Source organism: Sphingomonas sp. P3_C6 (assembly GCF_056402595.1).
Genome location: NZ_JBFUHB010000050.1, coordinates 1 through 16,839, shown reverse-complemented (window position 1 = coordinate 16,839; position 16,839 = coordinate 1). Strand labels below are relative to the sequence as shown.

The 16,839-nt window shown below is 64.1% G+C and carries 18 protein-coding genes, 1 tRNA gene and 1 pseudogene; 12 read left to right on the top strand and 8 right to left on the bottom strand.

Annotated elements, in window-relative coordinates:
* Positions 1-209, top strand: a 209-nt coding sequence (locus tag AC1DT7_RS23895) for an integrase core domain-containing protein (protein ID WP_478038776.1), incomplete at its 5' end; no start/stop codon positions are given.
* Here AC1DT7_RS23895 and AC1DT7_RS23890 read toward each other — a convergent pair.
* Entirely contained in the window at positions 168-1,484 is a 1,317-nt protein-coding gene (locus AC1DT7_RS23890) for an AAA family ATPase (protein WP_478038774.1), read from the bottom strand. The two genes, AC1DT7_RS23895 and AC1DT7_RS23890, sit on opposite strands and share 42 nt — an antisense overlap.
* Positions 1,485-2,835: 1,351 nt before the next feature.
* On the opposite strand from AC1DT7_RS23890, the gene AC1DT7_RS23885 reads away from it, so the two are divergent.
* On the top strand, positions 2,836-3,342 hold the full coding sequence (locus tag AC1DT7_RS23885; RefSeq protein ID WP_478038772.1) for a DUF1993 domain-containing protein: 507 nt from the start codon (positions 2,836-2,838) through the stop codon (positions 3,340-3,342).
* On the top strand, positions 3,342-3,725 hold the full coding sequence (locus AC1DT7_RS23880) for a hypothetical protein (RefSeq protein WP_478038770.1): 384 nt from the start codon (positions 3,342-3,344) through the stop codon (positions 3,723-3,725). The genes AC1DT7_RS23885 and AC1DT7_RS23880 overlap by 1 nt, the downstream gene beginning before the upstream one ends.
* Positions 3,726-3,857: 132 nt before the next feature.
* Here AC1DT7_RS23880 and AC1DT7_RS23875 read toward each other — a convergent pair whose 3' ends face one another.
* Positions 3,858-4,061: a hypothetical protein gene (locus AC1DT7_RS23875; RefSeq protein ID WP_478038769.1), complete on the bottom strand. Its 204-nt coding sequence runs from the start codon at positions 4,059-4,061 to the stop codon at positions 3,858-3,860.
* Between the two features lie 431 nt (positions 4,062-4,492).
* On the opposite strand from AC1DT7_RS23875, the gene AC1DT7_RS23870 reads away from it, so the two are divergent.
* From AC1DT7_RS23870 to aat, 6 genes are all read left to right on the top strand, one after another.
* The gene (locus AC1DT7_RS23870) at positions 4,493-4,633 is read left to right on the top strand and encodes a hypothetical protein (RefSeq protein ID WP_478038767.1); all 141 of its coding nucleotides are present in this window, start codon (positions 4,493-4,495) and stop codon (positions 4,631-4,633) included.
* Positions 4,634-5,344: 711 nt separating this feature from the next.
* Positions 5,345-5,836: a DNA-deoxyinosine glycosylase gene (locus AC1DT7_RS23865; protein WP_478038766.1), complete on the top strand. Its 492-nt coding sequence runs from the start codon at positions 5,345-5,347 to the stop codon at positions 5,834-5,836.
* A gap of 176 nt (positions 5,837-6,012) precedes the next feature.
* Entirely contained in the window at positions 6,013-7,314 is a 1,302-nt protein-coding gene (locus AC1DT7_RS23860; protein ID WP_478038764.1) for a Y-family DNA polymerase, read from the top strand.
* A gap of 127 nt (positions 7,315-7,441) precedes the next feature.
* Positions 7,442-7,822 carry a hypothetical protein gene (locus tag AC1DT7_RS23855; RefSeq protein WP_478038781.1) on the top strand — a complete coding sequence of 127 codons (381 nt, stop codon included), beginning with the start codon at positions 7,442-7,444 and terminating at the stop codon, positions 7,820-7,822.
* Positions 7,823-7,946: 124 nt separating this feature from the next.
* Positions 7,947-8,660, top strand: a complete 714-nt coding sequence (locus tag AC1DT7_RS23850) for a ParA family protein (protein ID WP_478038779.1) — start codon at positions 7,947-7,949, stop codon at positions 8,658-8,660.
* On the top strand, positions 8,657-9,418 hold the full coding sequence (gene aat / locus AC1DT7_RS23845; RefSeq protein ID WP_478038762.1) for a leucyl/phenylalanyl-tRNA--protein transferase: 762 nt from the start codon (positions 8,657-8,659) through the stop codon (positions 9,416-9,418). Before AC1DT7_RS23850 ends, aat begins: the two co-directional genes overlap by 4 nt.
* 35 nt (positions 9,419-9,453) lie before the next feature.
* On the opposite strand, the pseudogene AC1DT7_RS23840 reads toward aat, so the two are convergent.
* The 5 genes and pseudogenes from AC1DT7_RS23840 to AC1DT7_RS23820 form a co-directional block, all read right to left on the bottom strand.
* Positions 9,454-9,687: pseudogene (locus AC1DT7_RS23840) on the bottom strand (DUF2155 domain-containing protein); the annotation flags it as partial.
* Between the two features lie 185 nt (positions 9,688-9,872).
* Entirely contained in the window at positions 9,873-10,262 is a 390-nt protein-coding gene (locus AC1DT7_RS23835; protein ID WP_478038760.1) for an NADH:ubiquinone oxidoreductase subunit NDUFA12, read from the bottom strand.
* Positions 10,263-10,354: 92 nt separating this feature from the next.
* A complete protein-coding gene (locus AC1DT7_RS23830; protein WP_478038778.1) occupies positions 10,355-10,849 on the bottom strand; it encodes a DUF192 domain-containing protein in 495 nt (164 codons plus the stop codon).
* A 10-nt stretch (positions 10,850-10,859) separates the two neighbouring features.
* Positions 10,860-11,450 (bottom strand): cold-shock protein, encoded by a 591-nt coding sequence (locus tag AC1DT7_RS23825; RefSeq protein ID WP_478038759.1) that lies wholly within the window; start codon positions 11,448-11,450, stop codon positions 10,860-10,862.
* A 92-nt stretch (positions 11,451-11,542) separates the two neighbouring features.
* Positions 11,543-12,082 (bottom strand): regulatory protein RecX, encoded by a 540-nt coding sequence (locus tag AC1DT7_RS23820; RefSeq protein WP_478038758.1) that lies wholly within the window; start codon positions 12,080-12,082, stop codon positions 11,543-11,545.
* Between the two features lie 116 nt (positions 12,083-12,198).
* Here AC1DT7_RS23820 and AC1DT7_RS23815 point away from each other — a divergent pair, with 116 nt between their 5' ends.
* From AC1DT7_RS23815 to AC1DT7_RS23805, 3 genes are all read left to right on the top strand, one after another.
* Complete coding sequence (locus tag AC1DT7_RS23815; RefSeq protein ID WP_478038756.1) at positions 12,199-13,968, top strand: fatty acyl-AMP ligase; 1,770 nt, start codon at positions 12,199-12,201, stop codon at positions 13,966-13,968.
* Between the two features lie 99 nt (positions 13,969-14,067).
* A complete protein-coding gene (locus AC1DT7_RS23810; protein ID WP_478038754.1) occupies positions 14,068-16,443 on the top strand; it encodes a putative bifunctional diguanylate cyclase/phosphodiesterase in 2,376 nt (791 codons plus the stop codon).
* A 45-nt stretch (positions 16,444-16,488) separates the two neighbouring features.
* Positions 16,489-16,565 (top strand) — tRNA-Trp (locus AC1DT7_RS23805).
* Between the two features lie 29 nt (positions 16,566-16,594).
* Here the strand turns inward: AC1DT7_RS23805 and AC1DT7_RS23800 are convergent.
* Positions 16,595-16,839 (bottom strand): transposase (locus AC1DT7_RS23800; RefSeq protein WP_478038753.1); only part of this gene is annotated, 245 nt, incomplete at its 5' end.

Sequence of the window (16,839 nt, the reverse complement as noted above, 5' to 3'; positions counted from 1 at the left end):
GTCTCAACGAGACGCTGTTCCGGTCACTGGCGCATGCGCGCCGGGTACTGGCGGCCTGGCGTGACGACTACAACAACGTCAGGCCACACTCGAAACTGGGCGGAAAAACACCCGCCGAGATCGCCGGCAAACGGGCATGGGGGCATGCCCCCATGCCCGTTGCCATATCAGCAACCAGCCAGCAAAATGGGCATGGACTCTATGTCTGAGTGGTAACACTCGGGGGAGCACGTCACACACAGCGTTGCCTTATCGACAGCACGCTCGAAAAGTTCGCCCAAAAGCTGCTCGCGCCTCGATATCAATCCCTCCCCCTCAAACCCCTCAATTTTTAGGATCGCATCTAGTACCGCGGGAAGTATAAGTAGATTCTCTATCTCCGAAACAGGTAAAATTGAGACGCCCTTACGCAATAAATAAGCCCGATCTTCTACACCCTGACCGTCTGCATCGACGATCCCTGCACAAGTCACCCGCGTCAGTATCGCGTTCGCTCGCATGCTCGTCACAGAATGTATTACCTCTTGGCACGACCCGCGGGCAATGATCGTCCAATCCGGATAGCATGCTCTGTAAATTGCTTGATCCAAACTCTCACCATTTCCCTCGACGAAGAGGATCGGCTTTCGGCTTCCGAGTATGAGCGTGATGAGCTCCTCAGAGAAAGCCGCATCTTCCGGCACTTCGTCAATAATCCAACCAGAGGCCGGATGGTAATCGCGCAAGACGAAGGTGGTGCCCCGCCGTCCCGCGATGAAGTCAAGATCGTGAGAAATTACGATCATAGCGCAGTCGGCGCGCGCCGCCTCTATTTCGTCCCAGAGCCTTGAAACTATCGACCGATGGATATGAAGTTCCGGTTCATCAAATATTATTATGCTGCCCTCATCAGCCAGCAATACCTGACCTATAAGGTAAAATACTGCTCTTTCTCCATCACTCATTTGAGATGCGCTGTATTGACTGTCCGCCCCCCGGACGGAAACCGAGATATTATCTCCTGTGAAATGAATTTGTCGGTGCGGAAATACCCGGTCCCAGATTGCAACCAGACTTTCGCTTTTCGTGGCCTCTGGAATTTTCGAGACACCAGCTCTCGCATTGTTATGACTAATAAGCGCCCTATTGGCCTGATTGGCAAAGAGACTCTGTAGCACAAAATCAAAATCATTCAGCAGATTTACCGCTTCTTTTTGCCCCCACCGCGTATAAGATCGATTCGTATGCGGCGAGGCGGCATCGGCGTTCCCTGTTCTTAACCCATGAAGGGCCGACGCTTCGCTCAATTTCGGCACATCTGGGTTCAATACCAGTGCGCGATGGGCTGAGATACGGTGTGCCAGCGTGCCAAATGTATTTTCGATCAGAACGGACAGCCGGGTTTTCCCACCACCGTTAGCCCCTACGAAATAAAGTGACGAACCGATTTCGGCGGTGAAATTGCGGGCGCCCTCAGGTGTCGGAACCTCAAAAGTAAAAGTCACACCCCCCCCCAATATCGTCAGACAATCTTTTAATCTAGCCACTTGCTAGAAGTCGCGCAATACGGGGCGCACAAGCGGCGGTCGGTGTGAACCGGTGGGCCGAAATGGCTAATTCCTAGCCAGAGGCAGTGTTGTAAAATGAACAGTCTTGGGTTTAATAGACCGTCGCCCTATCCTGGAGGAGTTCCGGTGAAGGTGCGCGTATCTTCGTCCGTCCCGGGCACAGTTGGCTCTCATGCTGGTGACGCGCCGCTCTCCGATTCGGCCCCCGGAGGTCCACTTCGGCACGATCGCATCTTCCTCCAGCGCCATCGCACGAAATAGCGGAAATAGCGGTGACACGTGCAAATACCCCTTAACTCCGTGAATTTTGAACGTGCCGCGGAAAATCTAGTGCGCTCAGCGCGCAAACTTATGGAACAACTTCGTTCTTGAGCATAGCAGCGCTTAAAAGGGGAAAGCCTTGCGAAGTGCCTCGTTAATCTGTTTGGTCGCGCTCGCAACATCGGGCTGCGTGGATGCACGCACCTCCAGCGAGTTTACCATACCCGCCATCGAAATAAGCGCGGCGTGGGCAAGCGCACTTTTGGAAGCGATGCGACAGGCAAAAGAGGATGGAACCGAACCCTTGTGGAATCCGATGCCGTCTTTTTCGAATGCGCGTTGCAGATGGACAAGCGTCGGACGCAAAGCCAATTGCCGATACGCTCAATCCATTCGTCCGTCACGGAAACCGCGCTTCACGGGGCGCGAAACGGAACGCCTGGTTACGAAGACGGCTGACGGTTGGGATTTCGGCTTTGACTGATGCCTCCCCGGTAACGTGTAACCGACTGGTGCGGCCTCTCGCTTGAAATAGTGCTCGCCCATGGCAAGCTGCGCAGATGAGCATCATCCATCATGCGATTAACCGCCTCGTTGAGGCTGCGGTTCGAGAGCGAGCCCAAGCCGAAGCCCAAGCCAAGGCCGATGCCGAAAGGGACGATCCAGTCGTCAAGGATAGGTGGTTCCGGGAATATGTTCGCGCGCGGGATCTGATGAGTTGGAATGTGAACACGGGGCGAACGCATATCGCTGCTCGGATCTGGCGAGAAGAGGTAGGCCCCTTGGAGGGAAGTTACCCAGAGTTCATTTCAGAATATGACCGGCGTCAGAGCCGGAACCCAGATGCTCCGGAATAATGGGTGACACCGCACCAGGTTGCCTCAACCCGGTGACGTGGCTGTAGAGAGTGATCGCCCGGCGATGCGCGCGCATTGCTTTTCGCTGATATCCTCGCCCCACCGCGTTTCGCCTCCTGCCGTCGTGGGAGCCATCGACGCCCCGCCCCCACCCCGCTACACCGCGCCCCATGACGACTCAGCTCTATGACCTCACCGTCCCGGCCTTCCTCCGGGGCTTCCATGCAATGTCCGGCTTCCTCGCCAAGGGCGAAGCCTTCGCGACCGAGAAGGGCATCGATCCGGCCGAGCTGCTCACCGCGCGGCTGATCGAGGATATGGCGCCGCTCACCGGCCAGGTGCAGCGCGCCAGCGATGCGGCGAAGTTCGTCGCCGTCCGCCTGGGCGGGGTCGAGAATGTGCCGATGGCCGATGAGGAAGCCAGCTTCGCCGAGCTGCAGGAGCGCATCGCGAAGACCGTCGCCTTCCTGAAGGCCGTCCCGCGTGAGGCGATCGACGGCAAGGAAGGCGCCACCGTCACCATCACCACCCCGCGCACCAGCTTCGAGTTCACCGGCATCGATTATGCGACCAATTTCGCCCTGCCGAACTTCTATTTCCACGTGACGACCGCCTACGCCCTGCTGCGCCACAAGGGCGTGCCGATCGGCAAGATGGATTTCCTCGGCGGCATCTGATGTCGGCGACGCCATCGTTCATGGCCGCCCTGGCCGCCGCCCTGCTGCTCTCGGGCTGTGGCGGCGGTGGCGGCAAGGCGGACGGCACGGCCGAACTGACCTTCACGCCGATCGCGGCCGGCACCTTCGCGGTGCAGATCGATCCGCACGCCAATGTGCCGCGGGTCGAGGCTGCGTTCCGCAAGCAATGCCCGGGCACCGCCGACTGCACCATCCTGGGCTGGACGGACGCCGGCACCCTCGCCCATGTCCTGCCGCTCGGCGAACGCCAGGCCACCGCGCTCGCCGTGCGCTTCGATCGGCATCCGGGCAGCGATGACGTGACGATGTGGGATTGCGTCCGCTTCCGCACGGCAAAGGCGCCCTGCCTGCCCAAGGCGTAGGACGCGGGGCGAAGGGCGGTGCGGCCTTCATGCCCCCTCGGCGGCGCGGTTGCCGGGCAATCGCCTCACGAACCACCCATCATGCTCCGGGGAGCCGGGCAGTGCATGCCCGGCGCCCCGGCGTCGGCGAGATCAGGGGTGATTGATCTCCCACTCCAGGATTTTATAATGGGTGCACTCGTTGAAGCTTGCGTACCCCTCCCACGCCCACTGGTTGTGCGAGCACAGCGCATAAGCATATTGCTCGGCTTCGGGGTCGGTGGCGAAGGCGGCCTGGGGAATCGAAACCGTCGCGAGCGCAAGACCGGCGACCAGTAGAGCACCAAATTTTCGCATGACATTTCTCCCGGTGATGCAATGGCGATTCGTGGCCGTTGCAATGAGTGAAGGGTGTCACTTGCCCGAGGCGGCACAAAGCACAGAAACAACCGATCTTGCCGGCAATTTCAGTCTGATACCGGAATGATCTTCTCTTTCAGCCATGCTCCATTCGGCGCCTGATCTGGCCGGATCGGTCGCGCCGACGGGCTTCCTCTTTCCGCTGGTCGCCGCCGGCGAGGACAAGACGACGCGGCGATACCGTCGCGTCCCGCACGGCGCGGGCGCCCTATTTCGCACCAGCCGAACGGTTGGTCGCATGCCGGTCGCGGCGACGTTGCGGCCGGTATAGGACTGCCCCATTCCGGCATTGTGCGCTGCAGCAAATCGCTGTCGCCTGTGGCGGATCTGCGGTACGGACGCATCCCGTGGCCAGCGAAGGACAGACTATGGACCGGCTCGACATCGCCTATTTGCTCATCGCCCTCATGGTGGGGGCCGTCGCGACGACGATCTTCGTGATCCGCCACCAGCGCGCGAAAGAGGTGACGGCCCGCTCCGCACCGATCGGCCGCTACAAGGGGGAGTGATCCTTCCGGGCCCGGTCCTCGGGGGCCGTCCGTCACCCATGTCTTCGTCATGCCGACCCTGTTCCGGCATCCATAAGCGGTCATCTGCCCGGCGAACGGCGCGCTGGAGATTCTGACCGCGTCCGCACCCGACACCCGTTCGGGGTGACGGCTTTCCGCAGGGCCGCCCGCGATTCAAGCCGGCGCCCATCCATGCTGAACTCTCCGCAAAGCCCCTCGCCCGCCCCGCGGCGCGACGGGCTCGAACAACGCGTTCACGGCCGGAAGAAAAGCATGATGAAGATCCGATACCCCTCGCATAAGTCGGCGAGTAAAAGGCCAATAGCGTGGCAATACGCCGATCCCTTGTCGGCTATCACCGCGCAGTCGCTGGCCGCGGATGAATCCCGTTCATCAATAATCGCCGCGCAGCTCTCAAGAAGCGTCGCATTTTGCCTCCCTCGTAAGTGCCTCGCATAAATCGGCGGCTATTTGCTCCTTCCCCGTAACCCGACGCAAAACCGCCCCCGGATTCATGACGATTACTGTCGCCGCGCTCCAACACCGCCCCTTGATTCAACCCGGCCATCCCGGCGGCTATCACGACCCGCACCAAGAGACCCGCCGTCCCGCTCTTTCCCTCGTGCAGCACCCTCCCCAGCCCCGTGGCGGCCGCCCCAGGCCGGCGCGGCCATCGACAAGCGCCCCCCGCACGGTAAAGCAGCCCGCGTCGTGATCGAGAAACGCTCCTTCCCCCCGGTGGTCGATCCCGCGGTCCGGCTGCTTGTCCTGGGCAGCCTGCCCGGAGACCGCTCCCTTGCCGAGCGGCGCTATTATGCCCACCCGCAGAACCAGTTCTGGCGCCTGATGTCGGGCGTGGTCGGCCGCGATCTCGTCGCGCTCGATTATGACACCCGCCTCGCCGCCTTGCTGGCGGCGCATATCGGCCTGTGGGACGTCGTCGCCAGCGCCCGGCGCGAGGGCAGCAGCGACGCCGCGATCCGCGACCTGGTCGGCAACGATCTCCCCGGGCTGGTCCGCTCGCTCCCGAACCTGCGTGCCATCGGCTTCAACGGCGCGACATCGTTCCGCCACGGGTCGAAGCAGCTTGCCGGCATCTCCGGCCTCGCCCAGATCGCCCTGCCCTCCAGCAGCCCGCTCCACACCGTCGGCGCCGCCGCAAAGCAACCGGCATGGAACGCCTTGCGGCAATACCTCGCCTAACCGCCCATCGTCCGTCACCCCGGACCTGTTCCGGTGTCCATCGGGCCGCATGCGCTGACGTCGAGGCTCCTGGTATCACTGTCCCGCCAACCACGACCCAAAGCGCTGGTGGCGCGGTGCGTTCGAGCGAGAAACCAGACTCCACAAGCCTGAATGTTCATGATACGTTCCACACCGTGCCGGACGACTCCCCCCTCCTGCCCCCGCGCCCGCTGCGCTGGCTGTTCCTCGACCTGAACAGCTATTTCGCGAGCGTGGAGCAGCAGCTCCAGCCCGACCTGCGCGGCAAGCCGGTGCTCGTCGCGCCCGTCCACAGCGACACCACCGTCGCCATTGCCGCCTCGGTCGAGGCGAAGCGCTACGGCATCTCCACCGGCACGCCCGTGTGGGTGGCGAAGCGGCTGTGCCGCGACCTGATCGTCACGCCCGCCCGGCACGAAAAATATGTCGAGTTCCACGACGCGATCATCGCGGAAATCTGGAAACACATCCCCATCACCCGCGTCTGCTCGATCGACGAGGTCGCCTGCCGCCTGCTCGACAATGAAAACAGCGCGGAGGCGGCGGTCGCGCTCGCGCACCGCATCAAGGCCGGCATCCGCGCCCATGTCGGGGAATGCCTCACCAGCTCGGTCGGCATCGCCCCCAATCGCCTGCTCGCCAAGCTGGCGTCGGACATGATGAAGCCGGACGGGCTGGTCGTGATGACCGCCGACCAGCTGCCGCAGCGCCTGTTCGACATGCCGCTGCGCGACATCGCCGGCATCGGCGCGAAGATGGAGCGGCGCCTGGCGCAGGACGGCGTCAACGACATCCGCCAGCTGTGCGAGCGCCGCCCGCGCGATGCCGGCACCGCCTGGGGCGGCACCAATGGCGACCGGCTCTGGTATCTGCTCCACGGCGTCGACCTGCCGGAAAAGGCGACGCAGAGCCGCTCGATCGGCCACAGCCATGTCCTCTCGCCCGGCAAGCGCGGGGTCGAACCGGTCCGCCTCACCGCGCGCCGCCTGGCGCTCAAGGCGGCGAGCCGGCTGCGGCGCAAGAGCTATCGCAGCCGTCTGCTCGTGCTCCACGCGAAGTTCGAGGACGACAAGTCGACCTGGCGCGCGAGCATCAAGCTTCCCTCGACCCAGGACAGTTTCGCGGTGCTGGCCGGGCTCGACGCGCTCTATCCCCGGCTGGTCGTCGCCGGCCGCAAGCGCCCCGGCGATTTCCAGATCCGCATGATCGGCGTGACGCTCGCCGAGATCGAGCCCGTCGCGGGCGAGCAGGATTCGCTGTTCGCATTGCTCGACCCGGACGACCCGCTGGCGCGCGAGACACGCACCCTGTCGCTCAGCCGGGCGATGGACCGGATCAATGAAAGATTCGGCCGCAACGCGGTCAGCGTCGGGCCGCTCCATGGCGGCAGATTGGACCGGGTCGGCACCAAGATCGCCTTTGGAAGAATCCCGGAAATGAGCGAGTTTCACGAATAATCGGGCGCTTGAATTCCGCATGTTAGAATGACGTTTTTATGACCCCTCAAAATGGGGAACTCCATCGTATATGATCTGCCAATAAGCGCTTGACGGGCTGGATTCCGTGGGCAAAGCAGCCCGCGACATGACGAGCCGCTTCATCCCCCTCGCCGCCGTCGCGCTTCTCGCGCTCTCGGCCTGTAACAATGACAAGCCGGAGACGGTCACCCTGACCGCGCCGGATCCGCAGGCGGCCGAAATCGCCAATCGCGCGCCGGTCGAACTGCCGCCTGCGATGAAGGCGGAAGCGACCATGCGCTGCAAGGACAACAGCCTCGTCTACGTCACCTTCTTCGAAGGCGACAAGATGGCGGTGGTCAAGCTGGCCAAGGATGGCCCGGCGACCACGCTGAAGGCCGACAAGGCCGGCGATCCGCTCAAGGCCGAGGGCTATTCGCTCACCGGCACGCCCAAGAACATCAGCCTGACCGCACCGGGCAAGGGTTCGACCACCTGCCACCAGTAAGGCACGGGGTCCGATCGATTTCAACGAGGCCGGCGGAGCGATCCGCCGGCCTTTTTCATGGGCGAAACAGTTGCCTCGCCCGCCCCTGTCGGGCACCATGGCGGCAGCGGACAAGGGACCTCGAATGGCGACGATCGCGATCTACAGCCTGAAGGGCGGAGTCGGCAAAACAACGCTGGCCGTGAACCTCTCCTGGTGCGCGGCGACGCTCTCGGCACGCCGCACCCTGTTGTGGGATCTCGATCCCCAGGCCGCGAGCAGCTTCCTCCTGTCGGGCGGCAAGGCCAAGGAACAGGCCCAGTCGGTCTTCTCCAGGGACGTCGAGCCGGAGAAGCTGATCCACCACACGGCGATCGACCGTCTCGACCTGATCGGCGCCGACGCCTCCCTGCGCGGCCTCGACCTGCTGTTCCACGAACTCGACAAGAAGAAGCGGCTGCAAAAGCTGCTGCTCGGCCTGCGCAAATCATACGACCGGATCCTGCTCGATTGCCCGCCGGGCCTGACCGAGACCAGCGACCAGGTGATGCGCGCCGCCGACCTCATCGTGGTGCCCGTCATCCCGTCGCCCTTGTCGGAGCGTGCCTATGCCGAAGTGGTGAAGCATCTCGGCGGAAAGGCCCAGGTCATGCCGGTCCATTCGATGGTCGACCGCCGGCGCAAGCTCCATGCCGCGGCGATCGCGCGCAATCCCGACTGGCCGGTGGTGCCGATGGCCAGCATCGTCGAATCCATGGCAGTCCGCCGCGCCCCGGTGGGTTCCTTCGCGGCAAAGTCCGCAGGCGGCCAGGCATTCGCCCAGCTCTGGCAGGCGATCGAACGGCGCCTCGCCACATGAAGGGCACGCCGCCCGATACGGCGGCAGCGTTTACGCCGCTCGACCCGCAGCTGGTGCTCGGCGCCTATGCGATCGGGGTCTTCCCCATGGCCGATGCCCGCGACGCCGACGGGGTCTATTGGGTCGAGCCCAAATATCGCGCGATCCTGCCGCTCGACGGCTTCCACCTCTCGCACTCGCTGCGTAAGACGATCGGGTCGGATCGCTTCCGCGTCACCGCCGACGCGGCGTTCGAGCGCGTCATCGCGCTCTGCGCCGAAGCGGCCGACGACCGGCCCGATACCTGGATCAACCCGCAGATCGAACAGGCGTCGATCGAGCTACACCGCCTGGGCTTCGCCCATTCCGTCGAGGTATGGGACGGCGACGAGCTTGCCGGCGGGCTCTACGGCATCGCGCTGGGGCGCGCGTTTTTCGGCGAATCCATGGTCAGCCGCGCACGCGATTCGTCGAAGGTCGCGATCGCATGGCTCGTCGCGCGGCTACGCGTCGGCGGCTTTACCCTGCTCGATTGCCAGTTCATGACCGATCATCTCGCCTCGCTCGGTGCGATCGAGATCCCGCGCAGCACCTATGTCGGATTGCTGTCCGCGGCAGTCGACGGGGTCGTAGGCGCCGGCGCCTCGGCGGCGGGCGCCTCTTCCGCTGGCGACTTCTTCGCGCTCGACCGTGGCGCGCCCTCGCCGCTCTCGGCCGGCACCGAATCGGGCCCGCCGACCGGGAAGGTCATCGCGCAACTCTTGACCCAGACGTCGTAGATCGGGTGCTGGACGACGTTCAGCGCCGGACGTTCCTTGTACAGCCAGCCCGAAAACGCCCGCTTCCAGGTGCGATCGATCTGCTGCACGTCGAGTTGGACGAAGGCGCCGGTGTAATGATCCTGTTCCCAGGGCGCGGTCTGCTCGCAGGCGCGCAGGCGGACGATGACATCGCCGACGCGCGTGGCCTGGCCGGGCTTCAGGCTGACTTCGCGTGCGACGCCATTGCGCTTGTTGAGCAGGCCGATCACGGCGACTCGCTGCGCCATCGGCGTCGCACCGAACGACGGGTCCGCGCCGCTTGGGACGTCCACCGTCACCACATCGGAGGGCGGCTGATCCTCGTCCAGGGCCGTCTTGGGGGCCTGCTTGGCGCCGGGCGAGTCGGCCTTCCGGTCGCACGCCCCGGCTGCGAGCAGCGCAAGGATCGCCGCACCGCCCAGCAGTCTGCGCATCACTCCGGCGCCCAGGCTTCGTAGTCGCCCGTGGCAGCGGCGCGGTGGCCGCCCTTTTCAAGCGCCCCCGGCGGACGATAGGCGAGCGCCGTGCCGGTCATGTTGGGCACGGCCGGCTTCTCCCAGACGCGGGGTGCGGGCAGCGAGCGATCGGGCAGGTCGTCGACCTGGTGATGCAGCCAGCCGAACCATTCGGGCGAGACGCGGCTCGCGTCGTTGGCGCCATCATAGATCACCCAGCGGCGCGTGATGCCGTTGGGGTCCGTGCCGCCCTCATAATATACATTGCCGAGATGGTCCTCGCCGACGCGCGTCTTGCCGCGCAGTCCGATCATGGTGCCCCAGGAGGCGCCGTTCCACCAGGTGAAAGGATTGAGGTTGATGCCCATGCGCCGCCGCTTACCCGTTGCTCGCCACGCGGGCAACTGTCGTCGTGCCGATCCGCCTCACCACGCTGCCCCGGACAGGATCATCGTCGCGATCACTGGCCGTGGCCAGCCCAGGTCACCTTGTCACCCTGGGCGATCCCCAGTTCAGCCGACCGTCCACCATTGATCTCGAGTACCGCCGCAACCGGCTCACCCGAAGGGATCGGCGTTTCGGAGAAAGGCACTGTGTTCTCGGCGATCGTCGCGATCGTGCCATCGGCGCGGATGAAGATGATGTCGAGCGGGCTCGGCGTGTTCTTCATCCAGAAACTGGCTTCCTTCGGCCCGCCTCCGTCCGGCGGATACGGCGCGAACAACATGCCGGCGTTCGGCGCGATGCCGGTGCGGAACATCAGGCCGCGCTGCTGCTCAGCCTCGGTCTTGGCGGTCTCGACGGTGAAGTCGTGCTTGCCGTTGGAGCTGGTGACGGACAGCGCGATCGTCTTGGCAGCCGCTTCCTGGCCGGACGAAGCGGCCGCACCGTCGCTCGAACAGGCGGTGAGCGTCAGCGCGGTCAGCGCAAACGCTGCCGCGAAATTCTTCAGCATCATGACAGAATCAGCCTTCCTCTTCGACCACTACCGCGAGCGGGCCCTTGCGACCTTCGACGATCCGCGCCCGCAGGCGTCGATCGGGCTCGACCTCGGCGATGCCGGCACGCCGCAGGGTTTCCATGTGGACGAATATATCGGCCGAATCCGCATCGCGCACGAGGAATCCATAGCCTTTCAGCCGGTTGAACCACTTGACCGTCACTGGTTCGAATGGTCCGGCATTCTCGACCAATGAAGTCGGATCGATCCGGTCGTCGCCCTGGCGCGGCCGGATCGGCGGCTCGATCGCGTCGCTCAGATCGATCGACAGTATCTCGCTCGCCTGGAAGCCGCGTTCGCGCAGCACGGCCAGGCAATCGACGCGGGCGCCCTCCGGCAGGCTGCGCCGGCCATGCGGCTGCAACACGGAGAAATGGATCAGCACATCCCCCACCGAGGGATCGTCGGCGACGATGAAGCCGAAGCCACGGGTTACATCGAACCATTTCAGGATGCCGGAAACCGACACGTCGCCAGGCCTCGCCGGCGACGAAGCCTCGACAATCGTGTCATCCCAGGTCCGGCCCCCGAACGCCGGTTGCGGATCATTACGCATAACCAACTATTCCCCCGGACCATATATTAGCACGGATCACGTCTAGGATAAAAACGACGATTCCACCGGATTTCACTCGAATTGCCGGAAAATCATCCCGACTGGTCGATATCCTCGCCCGGGGCCATCGAAACGATCAGTCGCGCAAGGGTAAAATCGTGGCCGCCCCTGATCATCGCCGCAATCTGTTTTTCGCGTTGCGGCCGATCCGGCACGACGTCGGCGAACGGACCGATCCGCCGCTTGCGCGCGAAGGTGAGCGCTGCATCGAGTGTCCTTTCCTCGATCCCCGCGGCAAGCGCCTCGACATCTTCTTCGCCGATCCCGGCCTGGCGCAGCACCCCGCTCACGCGCCGCTTGCCCAGGCCGCGCCGCGCCATGGCCGATGCGCGCGCCTCGCCGAACGCACGGTCGTCGATATAGCCCAGTTCGGCAAATTTCTCGGCAAGCCCGGCCGGGTCGGCCTGCTCCCCTTGCCAGCCCCGTTCGCGGATTTTCCTGGTCAGGTAATCGGTTAGCCGTCCCCGGGTCGTCGCGAAGCGTTCGACATAGCGTAACGCCAGCCTTTCGAGCGCCGCCGCCTCGAGCGGCGGCGGCCTGCGCCGCTCTCTGCTAGTCCTGGTCTGTTGCATCACGCCATCATTGTGCCACAGTCGGAACGGATTTTGAACGCTTGGGAGCGGCAGAAGTGCACGCTTCATAAGAAGCGGGCTTTGGGGAAAGGCCGCATTCAAGGGCGCAAGGACTAATGGTTAGTGATGTTCCGGGATCGGGAGAGCTGTTGGCGGAGCGTGCCACGGTGATGCCGACCTCAACCGAAGATACGCTCGAGCGGCGCTTCGCGGATTTCGAAACGCTCGGGGAAGCGCTGGATTATGCCGCCAGCGGTGTTCGCGGCCTCAACTTCCACGACGCGCGCGGCGGTCTCGTTCGTCCCTATCCCTTTGCCGAACTACGCGAAGATGCGGTGACGATGGCGCGCCGCCTGATCGCGGCAGGCGTGACCCCAGAGGATCGCATCGCGCTGGTCGCAGAGACGAGCCCGGATTTCGCGGCTTTGTTCTTCGGCGTGGTCTATGCCGGCGCCTGGCCCGTGCCGCTTCCCCTGCCGACGTCGTTCGGCGGCCGCGATTCCTATATCGAGCAGCTCCGCGTCCAGCTGACGAGCTGCGACCCGACGATGCTGATCTACCCGCCCGAACTGTCCCAGATGGCCGGAGAGGCCGCGCGCCTGGTCGATATCGAAGGGGTCGACTGGTCCGAGCTGGTGCAGCGCCCGGCGCCCGACGCGGTCTTGCCGTCTGCCAAGGGCACCGACATCGCCTATCTGCAATATTCGAGTGGATCGACCCGCTTTCCGCATGGCGTGGCGATCACGCATCATGCGCTGCTCAACAACCTTGCCGCGCACGGCCACGGCATGGAGCTTCAGCCAAGCGACCGCTGCGTCTCCTGGCTGCCCTGGTACCACGACATGGGCCTGGTCGGCTGTTTCCTGTCGCCCGTCGCGAACCAGGTCTCGACCGATTATCTGAAGACGGAGGATTTTGCGCGGCGCCCGCTGGCATGGCTCGACATGATCAGCCGCAACCCTGGCACCAGCCTCTCCTATTCGCCGACCTTCGGCTATGACATCTGCGCACGGCGCATGTCGAGCCAGACCAAGGCGAGCGATCGGTTCGACCTGTCGCGGTGGCGCGTGGCGGGCAACGGCGCCGACATGATCCGCCCTGACGTGATGCAAAACTTCGTCGACGCCTTCGCCGATGCCGGATTCAAGGCGTCGGCCTTCCTGCCGAGCTATGGTCTGGCAGAAGCGACCCTTGCCGTATCGATCATGCCGCCGTCGGAGGGCATCCGCGTCGAGCTGGTCGAGGAAACCCAGCTATCCGGCGTTGCTGCGGGACAGGACCGGCCGCAGCGCTATCGTGCGATCGTCAATTGCGGCAAGCCCGTGCGCGACATGAAGGTTGAAATCCGCGAGGAGGACGGCACGCCGCTCCCCGAGCGCGCGATCGGTAAAGTGTGGTGTTCGGGTCCATCGGTGATGGTCGGCTATTTTCGCGACCAGGCCTCGACCGATGCCTGCATGGTCGATGGGTGGCTGGACACCGGCGACATGGGCTACATGTCGGACGGCTATGTCTATATCGTCGGCCGGGCGAAGGACATGATCATCATCAACGGCCGCAATCATTGGCCGCAGGATATCGAATGGGCCGTCGAGCAACTGCCCGGCTTCAAGGCCGGCGACATCGCCGCTTTCGCCATCACCACGCCGGGCGGTGAAGAAACCCCCGCTGTGCTGGTTCAGTGCCGCAGCTCCGACGATGCCGAGCGCATCCGCCTGCGCGAGGAAATCCGCGAGCGCGTCCGTTCGGTGACGGGCATGAACTGCGTGATCGAGCTGATCCCGCCGCGCACCCTGCCCCGCACCAGCTCGGGCAAGCTGAGCCGCGCAAAGGCACGCAACCTGTATCTAAACGGCGAGATCAAGCCCTACGATATCGCAGCCTAACATACCCTTTCGGTCGATGACGGCGTGCGGCCCACGTCGTTTCGACCGCGATAATAAAACCCCAAATCGGCCCTACGCCTAACCATACGATAACCAGCGATGGGCTATCGCGGGCGGGTGAGCAATCGCCCCGCCTCCCAATTCGCCCATCCGCGCATCGACGGACGCGCCCTTCTTGGCCTGTACGATCCGGCCGACACCACCGACTGGGGCCCGATTCGCGCCGCGCAGGTAAATGCGGGCAGCCAGCTCGCCCTGTTCCTGCTTGCGGCCAATGTCGTCGGCGCGATGCTGGTCGCCCTCGTCCTTCAGCCGGTAGCGCCGCTGTGGTCGTTGGCGAGCTGGGGCGCGGTCGTGGCGGCGGTTGCGGCGGCCATCACCTTCCGCCGCCTCGCTGCGCGACGCCACACGGCGGAGACCGCCACCCTGCGCCACGTCCGCGACACAGTGCTTGAGGGTGTCGGGCTCGCGACCGTCTGGTCGATACCGCCGCTTGCCTTCGGCGTCAGCGCCAATCCGGCCATCGCGTTCGGGCTGTGGATCGTCATCGCGCTGCTGATGACCGCCTCGGCTGTCGCCATGGCGGCGCTACCGATGGCGACGCTCAGCTTCCTCGCCATTCTGGGCAGCGCGATCACCGTGATGCTGTATTTCGTGGGCGGGCCACTACTCGCCTCGACGGCAATCATCTTCACCGCATTGCTGATGCTGGTCTGTTTCGGTCGCGGCAAAGCACTGGTGGTAATCCGCGCCGGCGAGATCGCGCTCGCCGAACGCGATGAGACGGTCAGCTTGCTACTCCGCGAATTCGCCGAACATAGTGCCGACTGGCTGTGGGAGACCGATGCCAATCGCCGCATCGTCCGCGCCTCGCCCCGTTTCGCGCAGTCGGTCGGCTTCGATCCGCTCGCGGTCAATGGCATGCCATTTCTTCAAGTGCTCGCAGGGCCGACCTGGGAATCGGGCAATTTCTCGCCCGGCCTTCGTGCGCTGGCGGAGAAGCTGAAAGGCCGGGAGAGCTTTCGCGACCTTCTGCTCCCCGTCGAGGTTAATGGCGAACAGCGCTGGTGGGAGATCGCTGCCAACCCGCGCCTCGACGAACGCGGCGCCTTTGTCGGTTTCCGCGGTGTCGGCTCGGACGTCACCGAGCAGCGCGCCTCGCAGGACAAGATCAATCGCATGGCGCGTTTCGACACGCTGACCGACCTCCCTAACCGGCTTCTGATCAACGAAGCGCTAGTCCAGGCGATGGCCTCGGCCGAGAAATGGGGCAGCCGCTGCGCCTTCATGATGATCGACCTCGATCGCTTCAAGGCGGTCAACGACACGCTTGGCCATCCGATCGGCGACCGGCTGCTCTGTCGCGTCTCGGAGCGGCTCAGTCAGCTAAAGACCAAGAATGAGGAGGTCGGCCGTCTCGGTGGGGACGAGTTCGCCGTCGTGGTGCGCGACGCGAGCGATACGGCGAGGATCGAGCAGCTGGCCCAGTCGATCATCGAGGTGCTGTCACGCCCTTACGAGATCGATCAGCACACGCTCTATACCGGCGCGAGCGTCGGCGTTGCGACAGGGCCGCGCGATGGCCGCACCGCCGAGATGCTGATCCGCTCGGCCGACCTTGCCCTGTATCGCGCCAAGGACGCCGGCGGCGGTGTCGTCCGGCTCTATGAACCGCAGCTCCATGTCGAGGCGGAGGAACGCCGTGTCCTGGAGATGGCGTTGCGGAAGGCACTGCACAACAACGAGATGCACCTCCATTATCAGCCGGTGGTCGATGCCGCGACCGGCGCGCTGACCGGGTTCGAGGCGCTGCTGCGTTGGTCGCATCCACAACTCGGCAACGTGTCGCCCATGAAGTTCATCCCCCTTGCCGAGGAAACCCGGCTGATCGCTCCGATTGGCGAATGGGTGTTGCGGACCGCTTGCGAAGAGGCAGCCCGCTGGAGCTCGCCGGTGCGCGTCGCGGTCAACGTCTCGCCCGACCAGCTGCATAACCCTGGATTCGTCTCGACCGTCGCCTCGGCACTGGCGAACAGCGGCCTGCCGCCCGAGCGGCTGGAACTCGAGGTCACCGAGAGCGTGTTCATGCGTGAAGGCACCGGCGCGACCAAGGTGCTCGAGCGAATCATGGATCTGGGCGTGCGACTCAGCCTCGACGATTTCGGAACGGGCTATTCCTCGCTCGGCTATCTCAGCCGAACCCGCTTCTCCTCGATCAAGATCGACCGCAGCTTCGTCCAGGGTGCGTCGCAGAATGTGCCCGAAGCGATCGCCATCATCCGCGCCGTCGTCGCACTCGCCCAGAGCCTGGGCATGGCGACCACCGCCGAAGGCGTCGAGACGGAACAGGAGCACCTCATGGTGCAGGAACTCGGCTGCACCAAGGTGCAGGGCTATTATTTCGGCCGCCCGCTGCCGGTCGAGGAAGCGCGGGCGATCGCCAATCGCGACTGGGGCGACGCCGTAGCCGCCTGAACGCTTGCCCCCTGGGAAACCTCACGCTAAAGCCCGCAACCGCACAGGGGTGTAGCTCAGTTGGTTAGAGCGTCGGTCTCCAAAACCGAAGGCCCTCGGTTCGAGTCCGAGCTCCCCTGCCACTTTTCCTACATTCTAGAGTCATTCTCGATCAGGTTTGCACGTACCCGGCGTGTTTGAGGTAGTTTGCACATTCGGCAGGTCTGACAGTTTCGAGGATGGTCTTGAGGGCGTTGCATATGGCGTCGAAGGATCGAGGTGCCATTCGCCTGAGCAGTTTCTTGATTTTGGCGAAGAGCTGCTCGATCGGATTGAAGTCGGGGCTGTAGGCGGGGAGATAGAGCAGCCCCATGCCGGCGTCTTCCAGGCACGCCCGGATGCCGCGCCCGGATGCCG